Here is a 19183-nt window from a genome sequence, read left to right as displayed (position 1 = left end):
GGCCAATGCTGGCGCTTGAGGGGCTGCGTCTTGAGCAGGGTTCCTTTGCCCTTGAGGCCGATTGGGCGGTGGAGCCCGGCGCGAGGGTGGCGGTGATCGGACCGTCGGGCGCCGGGAAATCGACTTTGCTGATGGGCATCGCGGGCTTCGTTGAGCCTGCGCGCGGGCGGGTGGCCTGGGACGGAAGAGACATTTCTGCGCTGGAACCGGGCGCGCGGCCCGTGTCGGTGCTTTTCCAGGAAGAAAACCTGTTCGGGCACCTCAGCGTGGAGCGCAATGTTGGGCTGGGTCTGCGGCCCGATCTGCGGCTCTTGGCAGCTGATCGGGAGCGCGTGGAGGAGGCGCTGGAGCGGGTCGGGCTGGGCGGCATGGGCGCACGCCTGCCTCGCGAGCTGAGCGGCGGCCAGAGGAGCCGTGTGGCGCTTGCACGGGTGTTGCTGCGGCAAAGGCCGGTGCTGCTGCTCGATGAGCCATTTGCTGCGCTTGGGCCTGCGCTCAAGCGGGAGATGCTGGAGCTGGTGGGCGAGATCGCCGCAGAAAGCGGCGCGACGGTGCTTATGGTGACGCATGATCCGGATGACGCGCGCGCCTTCGCAGGGCAGACGGTGGTGGTGGCCGAAGGCCGGGCCTCGGCACCTCTGGCCACCGGGCCTTTGCTGGATGATCCGCCGGACGGACTCAGGGCCTACCTGGGGTAGCTCTTCGTGGCCTCCGGGCACTCATCGCCCTTGCGAAGACGCCTCGAAGGGCGGATGAGCAGGCGTCGCAACGAAAAAGGCGCGGACCGTGCGGTCCGCGCCTTTCGTCATTCTGCGGTTGCGGCTCAGGCCTTGGCGTTCAGCGCCTTGGCTTTCGCCTTGTGCGGCGCCCAGAGGCGCTTGTTGGTCAGATAGAGCAGGACCGACAGGAATATGAGAAAGCCGACGATCAGGAAGCCGGTTTCCTTGCGCTGCATCATTTTCGGCTCGGCAGCCCACATCAGGAAGGCGGCGACGTCCATCGCTTCATCGTGCAGCGAGTTGTCGTGGCCGTCGTCGAACTCCACGTCCTCACCGACGAGCGGCGGGGCCATCGAGATCCAGCCGCCGGGGAAGGCGGTGTTCTCGTAGAAAACGGAGCCATACTCTTCCTTTTCCTCGCCGGTGTAGCCGGTGAGCAGGGAGGCGATGTACTCGGCGCCGCCCATGCCCTTGAAGAACTGGTTGATGCCGGTGCCATAGGGGCCGTGGAAGCCTGCGCGGGCCTTGGCCATCAGGCTGAGGTCGGGTGCGCCGGCGGTGGTGACGGCCGGGAAATTGTCAGCCGGGGTGGGTGTGCGGAACTCGCCGGTTTCGGCATCGTAGAAGTCGCGGTTGGCGTCTTCGTCGAGGATGACGATCTGCGAGGCGTAGGCGCGCACCTGGTCTTCGGAGTAGCCCAGCCCGCCCTCTTCGGCCATCGACCGGAAGGAGACGTACTTGAGGCCGTGACAGCCCGAGCAGACCTCGGTGTAGATCTTCAGGCCGCGTTGCAGCTGGTTCTGATCATATTTGCCGAAGGGGCCTTCGAAGGAGAAGGCATAGTCTTCGATGTGGCCCTCGCCCCCCGCCGCGAGGGCGGAGGAAGCCGGCATGGCCAGAGCAAGCAGAGCGGTGAGTGCGAGTTTGCGGATCATGTCTCTCTCTCCGTCCTCTTATTCAGCCGGCGCGGCCGATTTGGCCTTGCCGTAATGGGCGTTGAAGTCTTCTTCGATCGTGGCCGGACGCGGCAACGGCTTTTCGATCACGCCCAGCAGCGGCAGGATCACCAGGAAGTAGGCGAACCAGTAGGCCGAAGCGACCAGCGAGAAGCTGGAGTAGGGCTCTTCCGCCGGCATGGCGCCGAGCCACATCAACACCACGAAGTCGATCACCAGCAGCAGGAACCACCACTTGAACATCGGGCGGTAGCGGCCGGAGCGGACCGAGGACGTATCGAGCCAGGGCGCCAGCGCCATCACCGCGATTGCGCCGAACATCGCCAGCACGCCGAAGAACTTGGCGTCGATGATGCCAAAGCTGATCCAGTTGGCAAACATCACCACCCAGACATCGCCGGTGAAGGCCCGCAGGATCGCGTAGAAGGGCAGGAAGTACCATTCGGGCACGATGTGCGCGGGAGTTGAGAGCGCGTTGGCCTCGATGTAGTTGTCGGGGTGGCCGAGGTAGTTGGGCATGAAGGCCACCACTGCGAAGAACACCGCGAGGATCACCGCAAGGGCGAAGAGATCCTTGATCACGAAGTAAGGCCAGAAGGGCAGCGTGTCTTTCTCGGCTTCTTCCTTTGTTGCCTTGCGGACATCGACACCCGTGGGGTTGTTGTTGCCGGTCGTGTGGAAGGCCCAGATATGCACCGCCACCAGCGCCGCAATGACCATCGGCAGCAGGTAGTGCAGCGAGAAGAAGCGGTTGAGCGTGGCGTTGTCCACCGCCGGGCCGCCGAGCAGCCAGGTCTGGATGCTCTCGCCGACGAAGGGGATCGCGCCGAAGAGGCCGGTGATCACAGTGGCCCCCCAGAACGACATCTGGCCCCAGGGCAGCACGTAGCCCATGAAGGCGGTGCCCATCATGCAGAGGTAGATCAGCATGCCGACGATCCACGTCACCTCGCGGGGCGCCTTGTAGGAGCCGTAGAACAGGCCGCGGAAGATGTGGATGTACACCGCGAAGAAGAACAGCGAAGCGCCGTTCATATGGGTGTAGCGGATGAAGTAGCCGCCGTTCACATTGCGCATGATGTGCTCGATGGAGGCAAAAGCATAGTCGACGTGGGGCGTGTAGTGCATCACCAGAACGACGCCGGTGGCGATCATAAGCACCAGGCAGAAGGTGAGCACGATGCCCCAGATCCACCACCAATTCAGGTTCTTGGGGGTGGGGATCATCAGGGTGTCATAGGCGAGCCCGACGATGGGCAGGCGCGAGTGGAGCCATTTCTCGATGCCCGTCTTGGGCTCGTAGTGGTCGTGCGGGATACCGGACATGCGCGTTTTCTCCCTTAGCCGAGCTGAATGGTGGTTTCGTCGACGAACTCGGCGACAGGGACCGGAAGGTTCTCGGGCGCCGGGCCTTTGCGGATACGGCCCGACGTATCGTAGTGCGAGCCGTGGCAGGGGCAGAACCACCCGCCGAACTCACCGGCACCGTCACCGAGCGGCACGCAGCCGAGGTGGGTGCAGACGCCCATCATCACCAGCCACTCACCGGATTCATCGAGCGAGCGGTTCTCGTCGGTTGCAGGCAGGCCGGGCTTGTTTTCATTACGGTCGACCGGGTCGACCAGCTGGCTCACCTCGACGGCGCGGGCCTCTTCAATCTCTTCCGGGGTCCGGCGACGAATGAACACCGGCTTGCCGAGCCATTTCACGGTGAGCTGTGTGCCGACCTCGACGCCGCTCACATCGACGCGAATCGAGCTGAGCGCCCGAACGTCGGCGGAGGGGTTCATCTGGTTGACCAGGCCCCATGCTGCCCCGCCGGTGGCGACAGCGCCGGCCCCGGCGGTTGCATAATAGATGAAATCCCGGCGTGTACCTTCGGGCTCGTGAGTGTCCGACACGGGTTGTTCTCCTTCTCACCGGCCCGGCGCAACGCGGGCCATGACGCGGCATGACAGAGGCGTGAAGCCCTGCCATTTCGCGCGGTTATTAGCTGCCTGCATCGCGCCAGTCCAGCGGACATTCCCGCACAGTTGCGGCCAAGTGACGCAAAAACCGCCCGAAGGCCGGAAAAAGGGCAGCAAAGCATCACATCGCGCCCTGCGTCACCGCTGCGGCTGTAAATCGGCCCGGCCCGTGCTAGGTGGCAGGTAGACACCCTACGACCCCTCGGAGCAAAGCCGTCCATGCGTATTCCCGCCCTGTCCCGCCTCGCTGCAACGCTCACCGTGGCCATGACCACCCTTCTGCCCGCCGCAAGGCCAGCTGCGGCGGAGGTGGAGCTGAGCTTTTACACCGGTTACCAGACCGCGCCGCACAGCCGGGTGGAGGGCAACTACGGCGGCTCCGATTTTTCGTTCCTGTCTGAGTGGGAAGGTCGACCCTTCGAGATGCCGCCCTATTACGGCATCCGGGCAACCTGGTGGCGCAGTGCGAATCTGGGTTTTGGCGCCGAATTCACCCACACCAAGGTTTATGCCTCTGATGCGACCTTGGCGGACAACGGGTTTGACCGGCTGGAGCTGACGGACGGCCTGAACATCATCACCGCCAACGTGCTCTACCGCTGGCCTGGCAAGTGGGCGAGCGGCCGGCTTACGCCTTACGTCGGCGCAGGCCTCGGGGTTGCGGTGCCCCACGTCGACATTACCCCGACCGGCGGTGAGAAGACGTTCGAGTACCAGTTCACCGGCCCTGCCGCGCGCTGGATGGCCGGTGCCTCCTACGCGATCAATGACACCTGGTCGGTGTTTGGCGAATACCAGGGCACCTATTCCGCCAACAAGGGCGACCTCGAAGGTGGCGGCGAGTGGGAATCGAACATCGTGACCAATGCGATCAACATCGGTTTGAGCTACAATTTCTGATCGGGGTGATGGGCAGGTCGCCCACCCTGCGCTTGAGCTGCGCCGTGGCGTTCAGCCTTCGGGCGGTTTGGTGGCCTGCATCGAGGGGCGTTCGCTGAAGCGTGCGTACCATTCGGCCAGCGCTTCATTGCCCGTTCGCCAGTCCCGCTGAGGGTGGCGGAAGTCGGCGTAGCCCAGCCCGCAGGCCAGTGCGATCTGGGCGGCATCGAGCGGGCCTGAAAGGTGGCTCATCCAGCGCGCGTTGGCGGCGGTGGCAGCGCGGTGTGCCTTGGACCATTGCGCATCGACGATCTCGGGCATCTGTTTGTCCTCGGGACGCAGCCGGGCTTCGTAGGTCATCAGCAGCACGGCTTCCGTGAGCCCGTGGGCCAGCGCCTCCAGCGTGAGCACTTCCCAGATGCGGCTGTCGGGATAGAGCCGCCCGGTGCCTTGCGAATCCAGAAAGCGGCAGATCACCCGGCTGTCGAACATGGCAGGGCCATCGGCACGCTCGAGCGTCGGGATCTTGCCGAGGGGGTTTTGGGCGACCGGCATGGTGCCGGGGGCCAGCGGCGTGCCTATGGCATCTACACATTCGATCTCGTCCGCCAGCCCGGACTCGTGGGCCACCACCATGACCATCCTGACGAAGGGCGAGGCAGGGCTGTGGTGAAGAATATAGGGCATGGCAGGCAACCGGTTGAGGTAACGGACAATTCACGTTGGCCGAAGAATGCCGCTCTGGCAAGTTAACCGTGGTCAGCCCGCCGAACCGGCATCCTCCTGCGCGCCCAGCATCATTGCCGCGAGAAGTGCCGCCTCCTGCCCAATGCCGTAAGCCTTGACCTGCCGCGCCGCGGCCTCTCGGGCCGCGACAGGCTTGTTCTGTGCAAGTTTCCAGGTGCTCTCGACCTTTTCGACGGTAAAGCGGAAGGGCTGGATCATGCGCATCAGGCGCGCCAGCCTGTCTGCGGGCATCTTGCTGGCTGTCCAGGGCTCCTTGGGCAGAAGGCGCTGCTCGAAATGGTCGGAAAGTGCGTCGAGCACGCCGTGCAACGCATCGTCAGGCAGCGGCTCGAGCTGGCCATCGAGCTGGACGGCGACGTAGTTCCACGTCGGCACCTGGTGCTCCATTTCGTACCAGTCCGGGGAAATGTAACTGTCGGGGCCCATCACCGAGAGACGGGCGGGCAGGGGCGCGGCGCAGGCCCGGGCCAGCGGGTTGGAACGCATCAAGTGCAGAGCGGCGGTGCCGGTCTCGATGTTGAGCAGGAAAGGAACATGGGCGGTGAGCGGAAGTACCTCGCCATTGGCGGTCAGCGTCCCGAAGCCTCGTTCGGAGGCAAAAGCGAGGCTCTGGGCCGTGGGGGCATCGCGGTAGATCGGGTTGGGGTGCATTGCAGCGGTCATCCTCGGGCTTGACCCGAGGATCTCTTGCGGGTGGAGGTCCTCGGGTCAAGCCCGAGGACAACGGTGAGGAGATCAGGCGGCGGTGAGGCGGGCCTTGTCGGTGCCGGTGATCCTGGCCGTCACGAGGGCGCCCTCGGGCTGGTCGGAGGCAAACTGCACCTCGGCAAACTGCTCGGTGCGGCCCATGCGGGGGGATTCGGTGAGCACCGTATGGCTGCGACCTTGCTGCGCCGCGAGATGGCGCGCCACGGCGGCCTCCCCTGCCGCGCGCAGGCGGGCGGCGCGGGCCTTGATCTCGGGTCCGGGAACGGCGGGCATCTTCGCCGCCGGGGTGCCGGGGCGGGGGGAATAGGGGAAGACGTGGAGCCATGTGAGGTGGCAGTCCTCGACGAGCTTCAGGCTGTCTTCGAAATGGGCTTCTGTCTCGGTCGGGAAGCCGGCGATGATGTCGGCGCCGAAGGTCATCTCGGGGCGCAGCTTGCGGGCCTCTTCGGTGAAGCGGATCGCATCGTCGCGCAGGTGCCGGCGCTTCATCCGCTTCAGGATCAGGTCGGCGCCGTGCTGGAGCGAGAGGTGCAGGTGGGGCATGAGGCGCGGTTCGGTGGCGATGGCCTGCATCAGGTTTTCGTCCACCTCAATGGAATCGATCGAGCTGATCCGCAGGCGCGGCAGATCAGGCACCAGCTTGAGGATGCGCATGACGAGATCGCCCAGCTTGGGCTGCGCGGGAAGGTCAGCGCCCCAACTGGTGAGGTCCACCCCCGTCAACACCACCTCGTTGAAGCCCTTGCCCACCAGCCGCTTGATCTGCTCGACCACTACGCCCGCGGGCACGGAGCGCGAGTTGCCCCGCCCGAAAGGGATGATGCAGAAGGTGCAGCGGTGGTCGCAGCCGTTTTGAACCTGCACGTAGGCGCGGTGGCGGCCGAACCCGTCGATCAGGTGGCCCGCTGTTTCGGTGACCGACATGATGTCATTCACCTGCACCCGCTCGGTCTCGCCGATGAAGTTGGGCGCGAGGCTGGCCCATGTTTCGGGCTGCATCTTCTCGGTGTTGCCGATCACATGATCGACCTCGGGCATCTCGGCAAAGCTCTCGGGCGCGGTCTGCGCGGCGCAGCCGGTGACGACGAGGCGGGCCTCGGGGTTTTCGCGGCGCAGCTTGCGAATGTCCTGCCGGGCCTTGCGAACCGCCTCGGAGGTGACGGAGCAGGTGTTGACGATCACCGCACCATGCAGGCCCGCGCTCTCTGCCAACTCGCGCATCGCTTCCGTCTCATAGGCGTTGAGGCGGCAGCCGTGGGTGGAGAAGATCGGGGCGCTCATAGGTGCAGGACCCCAGAAAAGACATGGGCGGTGGGCCCCGTCATCCAGACGCCATCGTCGCGCCAGTCGATATGGATGGTGCCGCCGTCAAGCTCGATGGTCACCTTGCGCCCGGTCAGGCCGCGCCGGTGGGCGGCGGCGGCCACGGCGCAGGAGGAGGAGCCGGAGGCGAGGGTGATTCCGGTGCCACGCTCCCAGACGCGCATCCGAAGGTGGTCTGGGCCGATGAGCTGCGCGAACTGCACGTTGGTGCGCTCGGGGAAGAGCGGGTCGTGCTCAACCTCGGGGCCGCGCGTGGCAACGTCTACAGTTTCGGCGTTGTCCACGAAGAAGGTGCAATGCGGGTTGCCCATGGATGTGCCCACCGGATCGCCCTCAAGCGGCAGGTGCAGCGTGTCGGTTTCGCGGGCCAGTGGGATCTCGCGCCAGCTGGTGAGCGGCGCGCCCATGTTGACGGAGGTTAGGCCCTTGCCCGAATCGACGCAGGGCAGAAGGCCGCGCTCTGTGAGCAGCGTCAGTCTGTCGGCGCCGGTCTCGTTCATCAGGTGGCGGGCGATGCAGCGGGTGGCGTTGCCGCAGGCGCCAGAGAGGGAGCCATCGGCGTTGTAGAACGTAACCCTCGCATCTGCCCGGTCCGTCAGCTCGATCACAGCAAGCTGGTCAAAGCCGACGCCCCGGTGGCGGTCGGCGATCATGGTGGCGAGCTTCGGGGTCACAGACAGGCCGCCCGCGCGGTGATCGAGCACCACGAAGTCATTGCCAAGCCCGTGCATTTTCATGAAGGGCAGGCCAGGGGGAGGGGTCTGGTCGCGCATTGGCGGGCATATACATCCCGGCGCATCACCTTTCTAGTCCGGGCGCGAAGATTCCCGCTTGACCCCCCTTTGGGGATTCCCTAGAGAGCGGGCCTCAAGTGGGCCGTTAGCTCAGTTGGTAGAGCAACTGACTTTTAATCAGTGGGTCGCAGGTTCGAATCCTGCACGGCTCACCACTTGCACCAGAGATTGCGCCGGGAAACCCCCGGATCAGCGCACTACGTAGACCGAGCAGGTCGAGTGTCGGACGACGCGTGCGGCGTTGGGGCCGAGCAGGTAATCCTTGAAGTCCGGTGTGTGGGACCCGAGCACAATCAGGTCGGCGCTGCTTGCCTCTGCCGTCTTGAGGATTTCGTGGTAGGCATTGCCCACCCCGATCACGTGCCGAGTCTTCTGGTTCACTTCCTCGCCGAGCGTCTGCCCGACGAAGGTGATCAGCAGCTCCCGAGCCTTCGCGGTGGCCTTCGCGGTGTGATCCTCTTCGAAGTAGCCGCCCACGACGGACATGCCGTAGTCGGGGATCACGGTAATGACGTCGAGTTGGGCGCCCTCGGCCTCGGCCAGCTTGTTGGCGCGGCTCAGCACCTTTGCCTCGGCCTCCGGGCGGCTCACGTCGATGGCGCAGAGAACTGTGTTGATCATGCCGGTGCTCCTTCGAGTTCGGGCTCTTTGCGGCGATGTTGCAGGAAGGCGACCAGCGCCAGAAGCAGCAGCGCGGGGATGAAGATCAGCTCTTTCGGCAGCCCGTGCACCGGGGCGCGGACCGCGGTGATTTCGACCCGGTCGTCGCCGTAGAAATCGAAGCTTGAAAGATCATCGGCAATCGGTGCGCCGAAGGCCGGCTCATCAAGATACACCCGGCCCTCTTCGGGCAGGACCATGAAGCCCATGGCCTCGATCCGGCTGGCGGCATCTTCGCCTTCTGGGACTTCGACCACGAGCGTGACGTCCTTCATCTCGAAGGTGTCGAAATCGGGGCCGGAGACGACCACGCGGAGTGTGTCACCCGGCGTGGCATTGCCCACGGCCTGCTCGAAGGCAGCCGGCTCGATATCCTCGAATGGTGGCTGGATGTAGTCCATGAAGAAGCCGGGGCGGAAGAGCGCGAAGGCCACCACCAGCAGTGCGACAGTCTCGTAGATCCGCGACTTTGTCAGGAAGAAGCCCATCGTGGCGGCGGTGAACACCAATATCCCGATGGTGGCGACAATGAAGACGATGATGCCCTGCACCCATGTCACATCGATCAGCAGCAGATCGGTGTTGAAGATGAAGACGAAGGGCAGCGCCACGGTGCGCAGGCTGTAGAAAAAGGCGGTGAAGCCGGTTTTGATTGCATCTCCGCCCGAAACCGCCGCCGCTGCAAAGCTGGCGAGGCCCACAGGGGGTGTCACATCCGCCATGATCCCGAAGTAGAAGACGAAGAGGTGTACCGCGATCAGCGGCACCACGAGGCCGGACTGCGCGCCCAGTTCCACCACGACGGCGACCATCAGGGAGCTGACGACGATGTAGTTGGCTGTGGTCGGCAGGCCCATGCCGAGAATCAGCGACAGGATCGCCACGAAGATCAGCATCAGGATCAGGTTGCCGCCGGAGAGGAACTCCACGAAGTCAGCCATCACCTGACCGATGCCGGTGAGTGAGACCGTGCCGACGATGATGCCCGCCGTCGCCGTGGCAAGGCCGATGCCGATCATGTTTCGGGCGCCGTCGATCATGCCCCATGTCCAGTCGGAGACACCGGCTTTGAACTGCGGGCCCAGGTTGCTCTCGCCGCGGAACAGCGCCTTGAGCGGCCTCTGCGTGAGCAGGATGAAGAAGAGCAGGAAAGTTGCCCAGAAGGCCGAAAGGCCGGGTGAGCTGCGTTGGATCATCAGGAAGTAGACGAGCACGATGATGGGCAGCAGGTAATAAAGGCCCGCCTTGTAGATCTTGGGGATCTCGGGCAGCTCAACGACCTCGGCATTGGGGTCGTCGGCCTCAAGGTCGGGCACCTGGGCGGCAAGGTAGATCAGCCCGATGTAGACAAGGCCGAGCAGGGCGGCCAGCACCCAGCCGGAGGTGCCGGAGGGGAACATCGAGGTGATCAGCGCGACCGGGTATTGCGTGGCGTAGCAGAGCAGCGCGAAGCCGGCAAAGAAGCCGAACATGCCCAGGATCGTGTTGAAGAGGTTCACCACCTTGTTGCCGATGGTGGGCATCTTGTTCTTCACCGCTTCGAGGTGAACGATATAGACCAGCGCGATGTAGCTGATGATCGCGGGCAGGAAGGCGTGGGTGATAACCTCGACGTAGGAGATGCCCACGTATTCGACCATAAGGAAGGCCGCGGCGCCCATCACCGGCGGCATGATCTGGCCGTTGACCGAGCTGGCCACTTCGACCGATCCGGCTTTCTCCGAAGAGAAACCTACTCGCTTCATCAGCGGGATGGTGAAGGTGCCGGTGGTGACCACGTTGGCGATGGAGGAGCCCGAGATGAGGCCGGTGGCGGCGGAGCCCACCACGGCGGCCTTGGCAGGCCCGCCGCGCAGGTGGCCGAGGGCACCAAAGGCCATCTTGATGAAGTAGTTGCCCGCGCCCGCCTTATCCAGCAGCGCGCCGAAGAGCACGAAGAGGAAGACGAACTGGGTGGAGACGTTGAGCGCGATGCCGAAGACGCCCTCGGTCGTGATCCACATGTGCGACATGGCCTTGCGCAGCGAGGCGCCGGCCCAGCGGATCTGGTCAGGCACAACCTCGGAGGAGCCGAAGAAGACATAGGCGAGGAAGACGATTGCGAGCACCACCATCACCGGGCCGAGGGTGCGGTAGGCGGCGATGAAGAGGAAGATCAGGCCGGCGAGGGCGAAATAGGAGTCGGTATCATCCGCGAGCCCGCCGTTGCCGACGATCTTTTCGTAGAAGAAGTAGCCATAGAGCGCGAGTGCCGCCCCCCCGACGCCCAATATCCAGTCATACCAGGGCACCGCATTCTTCGGGGCTGACTTCCAGAGCGGATAGGCCATGGCGGAGAGGAAGATTGCAAAGGCGAGGTGGATCTGGCGGGCATTGTTGATAAGATCACCCGGCAGCAGCGTGAGGCCGACGGGCGAGGCGAGCAGCACCTGGAAGATCGACCAGACAAGCGCCACCCCGGCGATGAGCATTCCGAGCGTGCCGGGAACGACCCGTGCCCCGCTGTCGGAGGCAGCAACCAGTTCCTGAAGCTCTTCTTCGCTGAGCGCGCGTTTTTCCTTGTCGGCCATGTCCACCCCCGTGCGGCCTTGTCGGCCTTGTTCGCTTTATCTTCTAGGGTCCGGAGGGCGGGCGCACCGCCCCCCGGGTCTTTGTGTCAGGCGTGGAGTGTTACTCCATCATGCCTTTTTCTTTGTAGTAGGCCTCGGCGCCCGGATGCAGCGGCGCGGAGAGCGACTGGGTTGCCATCTCTTCAGGGGTCAGGTTGGCGAAAGCCGGATGCAGACCTTTGAAGTCTTCGAAGTTGTCGAAGACGGCAGCAGTCAGCGCCATGACGGCCTCGTCAGACACCGCGTCGGAGGTCACCAGCGTGGCGCGGACGCCGAAGGTCGTGGTGTCCTCGTCATTGCCGCGATACATGCCGCCGGGGATGGTGGCGACCGAGTAGAAGGGGAACTCTTCGACCAGCGCGTTCACCGCATCGCCCGAAACTTCCACCAGCACCGAGTCGCAGGCCGTGGTGGCCTCCTGGATCGAGCCGGAGGGGTGGCCGACGGTGTAGACCATCGCGTCGATCTGGTTGTCGCAGAGCGCGGCGGACTGTTCGGCGGCTTTCAGCTCGGAGGCGAGCGCGAAATCATCCGAGGTCCAGCCCATCTTCTCCATGAGCACTTCCATCGTCGCCCGCTGGCCGGAGCCGGGGTTGCCGATGTTCACGCGCTTGCCCTTGAGATCTTCGAAGGTGGAGATGCCGGCATCGGCGCGGGCCACCACGGTGAAGGGCTCAGGGTGCACCGAGAAGACGGCGCGGAGGCCCTCGAAGGGCTCGCCGTCAAACTGCACCACGCCATTGGAGGCGTTGTACTGGATGTCGGACTGGGCCACGCCGAATTCGAGCTCGCCGGCCTTGATGGTTTCGACGTTATACACCGAGCCGCCAGTGGACTCGACCGAGCACCGGATGCCGTGATCGCGACGACCCTTGTTCACGAGGCGGCAGATGGCGCCCCCGGTGGGGTAATAGACGCCGGTGACACCGCCGGTGCCGATGGTGATGAACTCTTCGGCCATCGCGGCGGGCGCCATGAGGGCGGCGGCTGCGAGACCGGCGAAACCGAGCTTGAGGCTCTTGGTCATGTCATTCTCCCTGTTTGACAATTTTTATATCCATAAGTTGGACCGTGATTGGCTACGAGTCCACCACCTCTTCGAGCAGCCGGTTCTGCGCTTCGATCCGTGAAATCCTTTCCGTAACGTCAGGTCCGCTGCGGCGCGCGACCATGGCGATGAGTGTTTCAAGCAGAAACAGGGTGGCGACGTAGGAAGAAAAGAAATTTGGCGTTTCGTCGGGTGTGATGAAGTGGCTTTCGGCATGGGCGAGGGCAGGGCAGATGTGGCTGTCTGTGAGCAGCACGGTGAAGGCCCCGGCGTGGCGGGCCGCCTCCATGGCCCGAATCGTGGTGCGGGCCGAGGGCGGCTTGGTGATGGCAAGCATTGCATCCTGCGGCCCGAGCCCGGTGAGCGTGGCCCCGAGAGAGGCGCCACCCTGCCCGGCCAGCTCCCAGCCCGGCCCGAGAAATCGGCCCATGTAGGCACCGTAGGTCGCCGGGCCGAGCGAGCCGAGTGCCCCGATCAGAACGACCCGCCGGGCAGAGGCGAGGCGGGCGGCGGTTTTCTCAAGCAAATCAGGGTCCAGCCCGGTGCAGAGGCTGTCGATATTGCCGACACAGGCATTGCGATACCGCGCCAGCAGGCCAGGCGCAGCCTCGGGCGTTTCGTGCTGGATGTCGTCGGCCCGGACGGCGAAGCGGCGCACCTTGCTTGCGATCTGCCCGCGCATCGCCTCGCGCAACTCCTCGAAACTGGCGTAGTCAAGCGCGTGCGCCATGCGGGTGAAGGTGGCCGGGGCCAGCCGCGCCTCGGCGGCAATAGCGCGCAGACCGCGCGTGGCTGTATCGACGGGATTGGCCGCAACGTAGTCACCCGCCTGGCGCAGGCGCGGGCTGAGGGTGGCGTATTTGGCCGCGAGACGTGTGTCGAAGGGGGTGCTCATCGGCAGGCTCCGGAATTTTCTTTGGGCCCTGCTACCGTTTCAATTGTTTCATGCTTTGTCAAATACTGAAACAAGCGTATCACTCATCGCAAGATGCACCACTCCACCACGGAATCCCCGAGATGACCCACGTTTTTCACCGCCACACTGCATATGTTCCGCCCGTCGCTGCGTCGGGGGATGGGGCTTACATCTACGCGGCAGATGGGCGCCGCTTTCTTGATGCCTGCGGGGGTGCGGCGGTATCTTGCCTCGGGCATTCTGACAGCGCGGTGAAGGCCGCGATCCACGAACAGGTGGACGCGCTGGCCTATGCGCATTCGGGGTTCTTCTCTTCGGCGGCAGCCGAGCGGTTGGCCGACAGGTTGGTGACCCATGCCCCCGAGGGCATCGAGTATGTCTACTTCACTTCGGGCGGCTCGGAGGCCGTGGAAGCCGCGCTGAAGATGGCGCGGCAGTTCTTCGTGGAAAAGGGGGAGACGGGACGGACGAAGTTCATTGCGAGGCGTCAGAGCTACCATGGCAACACGTTGGGGGCGCTGGCCACCGGCGGCAATGCCTGGCGGCGCGCGCCTTTCGCGCCAATCATGGTGGAGGGCACCCATATCGCGCCCTGCTACGAGTACCGGGGCCGCGAGGCGGGCGAGAGCGTGGAGGCCTACGGGCTGCGCGTGGCCGACGAACTGGAGGCCGCGCTGCTGGCGGCCGGGCCTGAGACCGTGATTGCCTTCATCGCCGAACCCGTGGTGGGGGCGACGATGGGGGCTGTGCCTGCTGTTGAGGGCTACTTTCGCCGGATCAGAGAGATTTGTGACCGCCACGGCGTGCTCTTGATCCTTGACGAGGTGATGTGTGGCATGGGCCGGACGGGCACGCTCTTTGCCTGCGAGCAGGACGGAATTGCGCCTGATATCGTGACCATCGCCAAGGGCCTTGGGGCGGGCTACCAGCCAATCGGGGCCACGCTCTGCTCGGGAACGATCTACGATGCCATTGCGGGCGGCTCGGGCTTCTTCCAGCACGGGCACACCTACATGGCGCACCCCACGGCCTGCGCCGCTGCCGATGCGGTGCTGACCCGGTTGACCGAAGGTGGCATGTTGGCCCGCGTGGGCGACTTGGGCGCGCAATTGATGGCCGCGCTGAACGCAGAGTTCGGCCAGCATCCGCATGTGGGCGACATCCGGGGCCGGGGCCTCTTTATCGGGATGGAACTGGTGGCGGACCGCGAGACAAAAGCCCCATTCGACCCCGCCCGCGCGGTGCACAAGAAGATCAAGGCTGCGGCCTTCGAGGCCGGGCTGATGTGTTACCCGATGGGCGCCACCATCGACGGCCAGCGCGGCGACCACGTGCTGCTCGCTCCGCCCTTCATCCTCACAGAAGAGCAGATCGGCGAGTTGGTCGAAAAACTCTCGGAGGCAGTGACCGCGGCGCTTTGAGCGCCATGTGGGGGCGATGCACACAAATCGGTGCCTTCGTGCCAGAATGGACTTCTCGACAGTGCGGAATGGCCCCGTGACGCCAGACCGATCGCGCTCTAGGCTGTGAGGCTGCAAGTGCAGGGAGCGGCGTGTGGACACGATTGAATGCGACGTGGTGGTGGTGGGCGCGGGCTCGTCTGGCTGTGTCGTGGCCAGCCGCCTCGCCGAGCGCCCGGGCCTGCACGTCTGCGTGCTTGAAGCAGGTGGGCGTGACCTTAGCCCATGGGTGCGCATGCCCATCGGCTATGGCGGGGCCTTCTACCACCCGCGCCTGAACTGGCGGTATTATACCGAACCGGAAGCCGGATTGGGCGGGCGCAGTGCCTATTGGCCGCGCGGGAAGGTGATCGGCGGGTCCAGCTCGATCAACGCGATGGTCTTCATCCGGGGTCAGGCGGAAGACTACAACCGATGGGCCGAAGCGGGTTGCACCGGTTGGGGCTATGCCGACGTGCTGCCCTACTTCAAGCGGCTGGAAGACAACCTCACCGGGGCGAACGCTTGGAGGGCAACCGGGGGGCCCGTGGGCGTGACCTCAATTGCCGCCGAGGCGCATCCCTTGGCGCATGCCTTCATCGCCGCGAGCAAGGCCGCCGGCCACGCGGTAAACCCTGATTTCAATGGCGCAACGCAGGAAGGTGTGGGCTTCTACCAGATCACCACACGCGGCGGGTTTCGCAGTTCAGCCGCGGCGGCCTACCTGCGGCCCGCTCTGCGTCGGCGCTCGCTCCGGCTTGAGACGGGTGCTCACGTGACACGGCTGCTCTTCGAGGGGCGGCGCTGCGTTGGCGTCGAGTTTCGCCGGGGCGATTCCCTTCATCAGGTGACGGCCCGCCAGGTGGTGCTTTCAGCCGGGGCCATAGGCTCGCCCCAAATTCTGCAACTGTCCGGCGTGGGCAATCCGGATATGCTGGAATCGCATGGAATAGAGACAGTTCACGCCGCGCCCGAGGTGGGGCGCAACCTTCAGGATCATATCGGTTTTGATCTGGTCTACGAGGCCACTGTGCCGACGTTGAACGCCATTCTCGGGCGCTGGGCCGGACGCGTGGGGGCCGGGATGCGTTATGTGATCACACGCGGTGGGCCGCTCTCGCTCTCGGTCAACCAGGCGGGCGGATTCGTGCGCAGCGACGCGGGCCGCAGCAGGCCCAACCTCCAGCTTTACTTCTCGCCGCTCAGCTACACCAAGGCTGTGCCGGGCAAGCGGCGGCTGATGAAGCCCGATGCCTTTGCCGGGTTCATGATTGGCGTTTCCAACTGCCACCCCAAGAGCCGGGGTGAGCTCTGCATTCGCTCGCGCAACCCCGAAGAACCGCCAGCCATCCGCCCCAACTACCTGAGCGCGCCCGAAGACATGGAGGAACTGCTGGCCTCGGTGCCGATCATGCGCGCCATCGCGGGGCAATCGCCGCTGGCCAGCGTGACTCGGGCGGAGTTGAAGCCCGGCCCGGCGGCGGCTGAGCGCGAAGCGTTGGAAGATTACATCCGGGCCACGACAGGCTCGGTCTTCCACCCATGTGGCACCTGCGCGATGGGGGTCGACGACAGCGCCGTTGTCACCCCCGACCTGCGCCTGCGCGGGATCGAAGGCCTGACGGTCGCCGATGCCTCGGTGATCCCCTCCATCACCTCGGGTAACCTAAACGCCCCGGCACTGATGATCGGCGAAAAGGCGGCAGATCTCATCGCGGCGCGGCTCTGAGCGCGTTTGCCAGCCGCTCCACCCCGCGTTGCAGCTCGATCCGGGGCACCGCCGAAAAGCCCAGCGTCAGCCCCTGCTGCGCAATCGGCGCCAGCGCAAAGCGGGACAAAGGGGCGGTGGCCAGCCCCTCGGCACGCGCCGCCTCTGCCACCGCCACCTCGTCGCGCGGCTGCGGGAAGTATCCAACCGTATGAAAGCCGGTCTCCGTCGGCTGCACGTTGAGAAGCCCACCGAGGTGGCTCTGCGCTGCCTCCAGCAGGGCATCGCGCCGGTCCCGGTAGAGGTCTCTCATCCGGCGGATATGGGCCGAAAACCGCCCCTCCTCGATGAAGGCCGCCGCCACCGCCTGCACCGAATGCGACACCCCATGCGCCGCCGCTTCAAGCGTGCGAGTGAACACCTCTGACAGCCCCGGCGGCACCACCGCATAGCCCAACCGGATCGCCGGAAACAGCGCCTTGGAGAAGGTGCCGACGTAAATCACCCGCCCCCCGGCATCCAGCGCCTTCAACGGAGGCAGCGGGGCGCGGCCATAGTGAAACTCGCCCACGTAGTCATCCTCGATCACCCAGGCCCCCGCCATTTCGGCCTCTTCCAGCAGCTCGAAGCGCCGGTCGCGTGACATCGGCACGCCCAGCGGATGCTGATGGGCCGGGGTGGTAAAGGCGGCGCGAAACTTCGGCTCGGCGGCGCGCCCGGCGGCAATGTCGATCCCCTGCCCGTCCACCGGCACGGGCACCAGCCGTGCCCCGCGTGACAAGAAGGCGTTGCGCGCGCCGATGGCACCGGGGTTCTCGATCCAGACGGCATCGCCCGGCTCCAGCAGGATCTGGGCGATCTGCACAAAGGCATCCTGCGCCCCGGCAAAGACGAAAACCTCCCCCGGTGCGCAACTGAGGCCCCGGTTGGCGCGCAAGTGCTGGCAAATGGCCTCTCGTAGGGCCGGCAGCCCGGCAGCCTCGGGATAACTCATCAGCCCGGCACGAGAGCCGCGCCAGTATTTCGCCTGCATCCGCGCCCATTGCGCCATCGGGAAGGCATCGAACGCGGGCATCCCGGTGACGAAAGGGCGCGGGGTGCGCGGGTGATCAAGCCGGGGAAAGTAGCGCTCCGTCAGGTCTTTGGTGACGTGTGATACCCCCTCGGGCGCGGGAGCAGCGGGCGCATGCGGGCGCACCTCCTCCGACACATAGGTGCCTGCTCCGACATGGCTCGATACCATTCCCTCGGAGGCAAGCTGCTCATAGACGGTCACGGCGGTGGTGCGGCTGACGCCGTGATCCCGCGCCAGCACGCGGGTTGCGGGCAAGCGTGTGCCGGGCGGCAACGCGCCCGACAGGATCAGGTCACGCAGGCGGGTGGTGAGCTGCATCGACAGGCTCGCGGCATCTGACCGATCCACCGAAAGGCCCGGAATCAGCGCTCCGCCTGCGTATTTGGTCACCCCACCCTCCGATTGGTCTGCCAGCCTTTGCGGAGTGGACCTTATCGGCAGACCGTTTGGCAAGTTCAATCGGCCCGTAACCGGGAGTCCGCACCATGCGCCTGACAAAAATTGAAACCTTCGCCACCCCCGATGTGGGCTTCGTGCGTGTCAGCGACGAGGCGGGCCGCGAGGGCTGGGGGCAGGTTTCCACCTATCAGAGCGATATCAGCGCCGCCGTGCTGCACCGGCAGGTGGCACCGCATGTGCTGGGCGTCGAATTCGACCCTGACACAGGCCAGGATGACCTGTTTCAGCGCGCCTGGGAGAAGGAGCACAAGTTTCCGGGCTCTTACATGTGCCGCGCCATCGGTGGGGTGGAAACCGCGCTGTGGGACTTGCGCGGCAAGGCGGCGGGCAAGCCGGTGGCGGTGCTGCTTGGCGGCAGCCCAGGCAAGCTGCGCGCCTACGCCTCCTCGATGAAGCGCGACATCACGCCGGAACAGGAGGCCGAGCGCTTTCGGCGGTTGCGCGGCGAGCACGGATTCGATGCCTTCAAGTTCCGCATCGGGGCCGAATGTGGCCGAAACAGAGACGAATGGGAGGGACGCACCGAGGCGATCATCCCCGAGATTGCCGCCGCGATGCGGGGCGAGGATGTGGCGCTTCTGGCCGATGCCAACTCCTGCTACGCGCCCGGGGAGGCCATCCATTACGGGCGGATGCTGCAAGACCACGGTGTCTCTCACTACGAGGAACCCTGCCCCTATTGGGAGCTGGAACAAACAGCCGAAGTCACCGCCGCGCTGGAGATCGACGTGACAGGCGGCGAGCAAGACTGTTGGCTGCCAACATGGCGGCGGATGTTCGAGCTGAAGGCGGTCAATGTGGCCCAGCCGGACGTTCTCTATCTCGGCGGAATTGGCCGCACTTTGCAGGTGGCAAAGATGGCGGCTGCGGCGGGCCTGCCTGTTACCCCCCATGCGGCCAACCTCGGGCTGGTCACGCTTTTTACCATGCACCTCCTGCGGGCAATCCCCAATGCCGGCCCCTATCTCGAGTTCTCGATTGAAGGGGCCGACTATTACCCATGGCAATACGGCCTCTACCGAAATGACCCCTACCGCGTTGAGGGCGGCAAGGTGGAAGTCACCGATGCGCCCGGCTGGGGCGTTGAGATCGCGCCGGAGTGGCTGGAGGCGGCAGGCTACAGGGTGAGCGAGGCGGCAGCACGGTGATTGCGCGAACCCCGGGCGACGGGCAGGA

17 protein-coding genes and 1 tRNA gene are annotated in these 19183 nt (G+C 65.1%); 6 read left to right on the top strand and 12 right to left on the bottom strand.

The window, feature by feature from the left end:
• The first annotated feature begins 5 nt into the window (after positions 1-5).
• Positions 6-698, top strand: a complete 693-nt coding sequence (gene thiQ / locus DYI42_RS12300; protein WP_213546237.1) for a thiamine ABC transporter ATP-binding protein — start codon at positions 6-8, stop codon at positions 696-698.
• A 125-nt stretch (positions 699-823) separates the two neighbouring features.
• Here the strand turns inward: thiQ and DYI42_RS12295 are convergent, their stop codons facing one another.
• Genes DYI42_RS12295 through petA form a run of 3 tightly spaced genes read right to left on the bottom strand, consistent with a single transcriptional unit; the run spans position 824 to position 3576 of the window.
• Positions 824-1654: a cytochrome c1 gene (locus tag DYI42_RS12295; RefSeq protein ID WP_213546233.1), complete on the bottom strand. Its 831-nt coding sequence runs from the start codon at positions 1652-1654 to the stop codon at positions 824-826.
• 18 nt (positions 1655-1672) lie between these two features.
• On the bottom strand, positions 1673-3001 hold the full coding sequence (petB, locus tag DYI42_RS12290; protein ID WP_213546232.1) for a cytochrome b: 1329 nt from the start codon (positions 2999-3001) through the stop codon (positions 1673-1675).
• 14 nt (positions 3002-3015) lie between these two features.
• Complete coding sequence (gene petA, locus DYI42_RS12285) at positions 3016-3576, bottom strand: ubiquinol-cytochrome c reductase iron-sulfur subunit (protein ID WP_213546231.1); 561 nt, start codon at positions 3574-3576, stop codon at positions 3016-3018.
• A gap of 285 nt (positions 3577-3861) precedes the next feature.
• Here petA and DYI42_RS12280 point away from each other — a divergent pair, with 285 nt between their 5' ends.
• Positions 3862-4542, top strand: coding sequence for an outer membrane protein (locus DYI42_RS12280; protein ID WP_213546230.1), 681 nt, complete (start codon positions 3862-3864; stop codon positions 4540-4542).
• A 51-nt stretch (positions 4543-4593) separates the two neighbouring features.
• Here DYI42_RS12280 and DYI42_RS12275 read toward each other — a convergent pair whose 3' ends face one another.
• The 4 genes from DYI42_RS12275 to dapF form a co-directional block, all read right to left on the bottom strand.
• Positions 4594-5208 (bottom strand): glutathione S-transferase, encoded by a 615-nt coding sequence (locus tag DYI42_RS12275; RefSeq protein WP_213546229.1) that lies wholly within the window; start codon positions 5206-5208, stop codon positions 4594-4596.
• Positions 5209-5280: 72 nt separating this feature from the next.
• Complete coding sequence (locus tag DYI42_RS12270; protein ID WP_244867870.1) at positions 5281-5931, bottom strand: FMN-binding negative transcriptional regulator; 651 nt, start codon at positions 5929-5931, stop codon at positions 5281-5283.
• A gap of 72 nt (positions 5932-6003) precedes the next feature.
• The gene (gene mtaB, locus DYI42_RS12265) at positions 6004-7257 is read right to left on the bottom strand and encodes a tRNA (N(6)-L-threonylcarbamoyladenosine(37)-C(2))-methylthiotransferase MtaB (RefSeq protein ID WP_213546228.1); all 1254 of its coding nucleotides are present in this window, start codon (positions 7255-7257) and stop codon (positions 6004-6006) included.
• The gene (dapF, locus tag DYI42_RS12260) at positions 7254-8036 is read right to left on the bottom strand and encodes a diaminopimelate epimerase (RefSeq protein WP_244867869.1); all 783 of its coding nucleotides are present in this window, start codon (positions 8034-8036) and stop codon (positions 7254-7256) included. The genes mtaB and dapF overlap by 4 nt, the downstream gene beginning before the upstream one ends.
• Positions 8037-8172: 136 nt before the next feature.
• Between dapF and DYI42_RS12255 the strand changes: the two genes are divergently transcribed.
• A tRNA-Lys gene (locus tag DYI42_RS12255) sits at positions 8173-8248 on the top strand.
• A 34-nt stretch (positions 8249-8282) separates the two neighbouring features.
• Here DYI42_RS12255 and DYI42_RS12250 read toward each other — a convergent pair.
• The 4 genes from DYI42_RS12250 to DYI42_RS12235 all read right to left on the bottom strand — a co-directional run bounded on the left by DYI42_RS12250 (position 8283) and on the right by DYI42_RS12235 (position 13305).
• On the bottom strand, positions 8283-8714 hold the full coding sequence (locus DYI42_RS12250) for a universal stress protein (RefSeq protein ID WP_213546226.1): 432 nt from the start codon (positions 8712-8714) through the stop codon (positions 8283-8285).
• Complete coding sequence (locus tag DYI42_RS12245; protein ID WP_213546225.1) at positions 8711-11323, bottom strand: TRAP transporter permease; 2613 nt, start codon at positions 11321-11323, stop codon at positions 8711-8713. Before DYI42_RS12245 ends, DYI42_RS12250 begins: the two co-directional genes overlap by 4 nt.
• Before the next feature lie 100 nt (positions 11324-11423).
• The gene (locus tag DYI42_RS12240) at positions 11424-12389 is read right to left on the bottom strand and encodes a TAXI family TRAP transporter solute-binding subunit (RefSeq protein ID WP_213546224.1); all 966 of its coding nucleotides are present in this window, start codon (positions 12387-12389) and stop codon (positions 11424-11426) included.
• A gap of 52 nt (positions 12390-12441) precedes the next feature.
• The gene (locus DYI42_RS12235; RefSeq protein ID WP_213546223.1) at positions 12442-13305 is read right to left on the bottom strand and encodes a MurR/RpiR family transcriptional regulator; all 864 of its coding nucleotides are present in this window, start codon (positions 13303-13305) and stop codon (positions 12442-12444) included.
• 122 nt (positions 13306-13427) lie between these two features.
• Here DYI42_RS12235 and DYI42_RS12230 point away from each other — a divergent pair, with 122 nt between their 5' ends.
• Positions 13428-14747 carry an aspartate aminotransferase family protein gene (locus DYI42_RS12230; protein WP_213546222.1) on the top strand — a complete coding sequence of 440 codons (1320 nt, stop codon included), beginning with the start codon at positions 13428-13430 and terminating at the stop codon, positions 14745-14747.
• A gap of 133 nt (positions 14748-14880) precedes the next feature.
• Positions 14881-16494: a GMC family oxidoreductase gene (locus tag DYI42_RS24590; RefSeq protein WP_213546221.1), complete on the top strand. Its 1614-nt coding sequence runs from the start codon at positions 14881-14883 to the stop codon at positions 16492-16494.
• On the opposite strand, the gene pdxR is transcribed toward DYI42_RS24590, so the two are convergent.
• Entirely contained in the window at positions 16475-17938 is a 1464-nt protein-coding gene (gene pdxR / locus DYI42_RS12220) for a MocR-like pyridoxine biosynthesis transcription factor PdxR (RefSeq protein WP_213546220.1), read from the bottom strand. The genes DYI42_RS24590 and pdxR overlap by 20 nt on opposite strands.
• Positions 17939-18033: 95 nt before the next feature.
• Between pdxR and DYI42_RS12215 the strand changes: the two genes are divergently transcribed.
• The gene (locus DYI42_RS12215; RefSeq protein WP_213546219.1) at positions 18034-19155 is read left to right on the top strand and encodes a mandelate racemase/muconate lactonizing enzyme family protein; all 1122 of its coding nucleotides are present in this window, start codon (positions 18034-18036) and stop codon (positions 19153-19155) included.
• The last annotated feature ends 28 nt before the right edge of the window (positions 19156-19183 follow it).

Origin of the sequence: Vannielia litorea, from assembly GCF_018424695.1 — a bacterium.
Lineage (GTDB): Bacteria > Pseudomonadota > Alphaproteobacteria > Rhodobacterales > Rhodobacteraceae > Vannielia > Vannielia litorea_A.
Note: the sequence above shows the minus strand (reverse complement) of the source record. Positions and strands in the feature narration are given on the sequence as shown.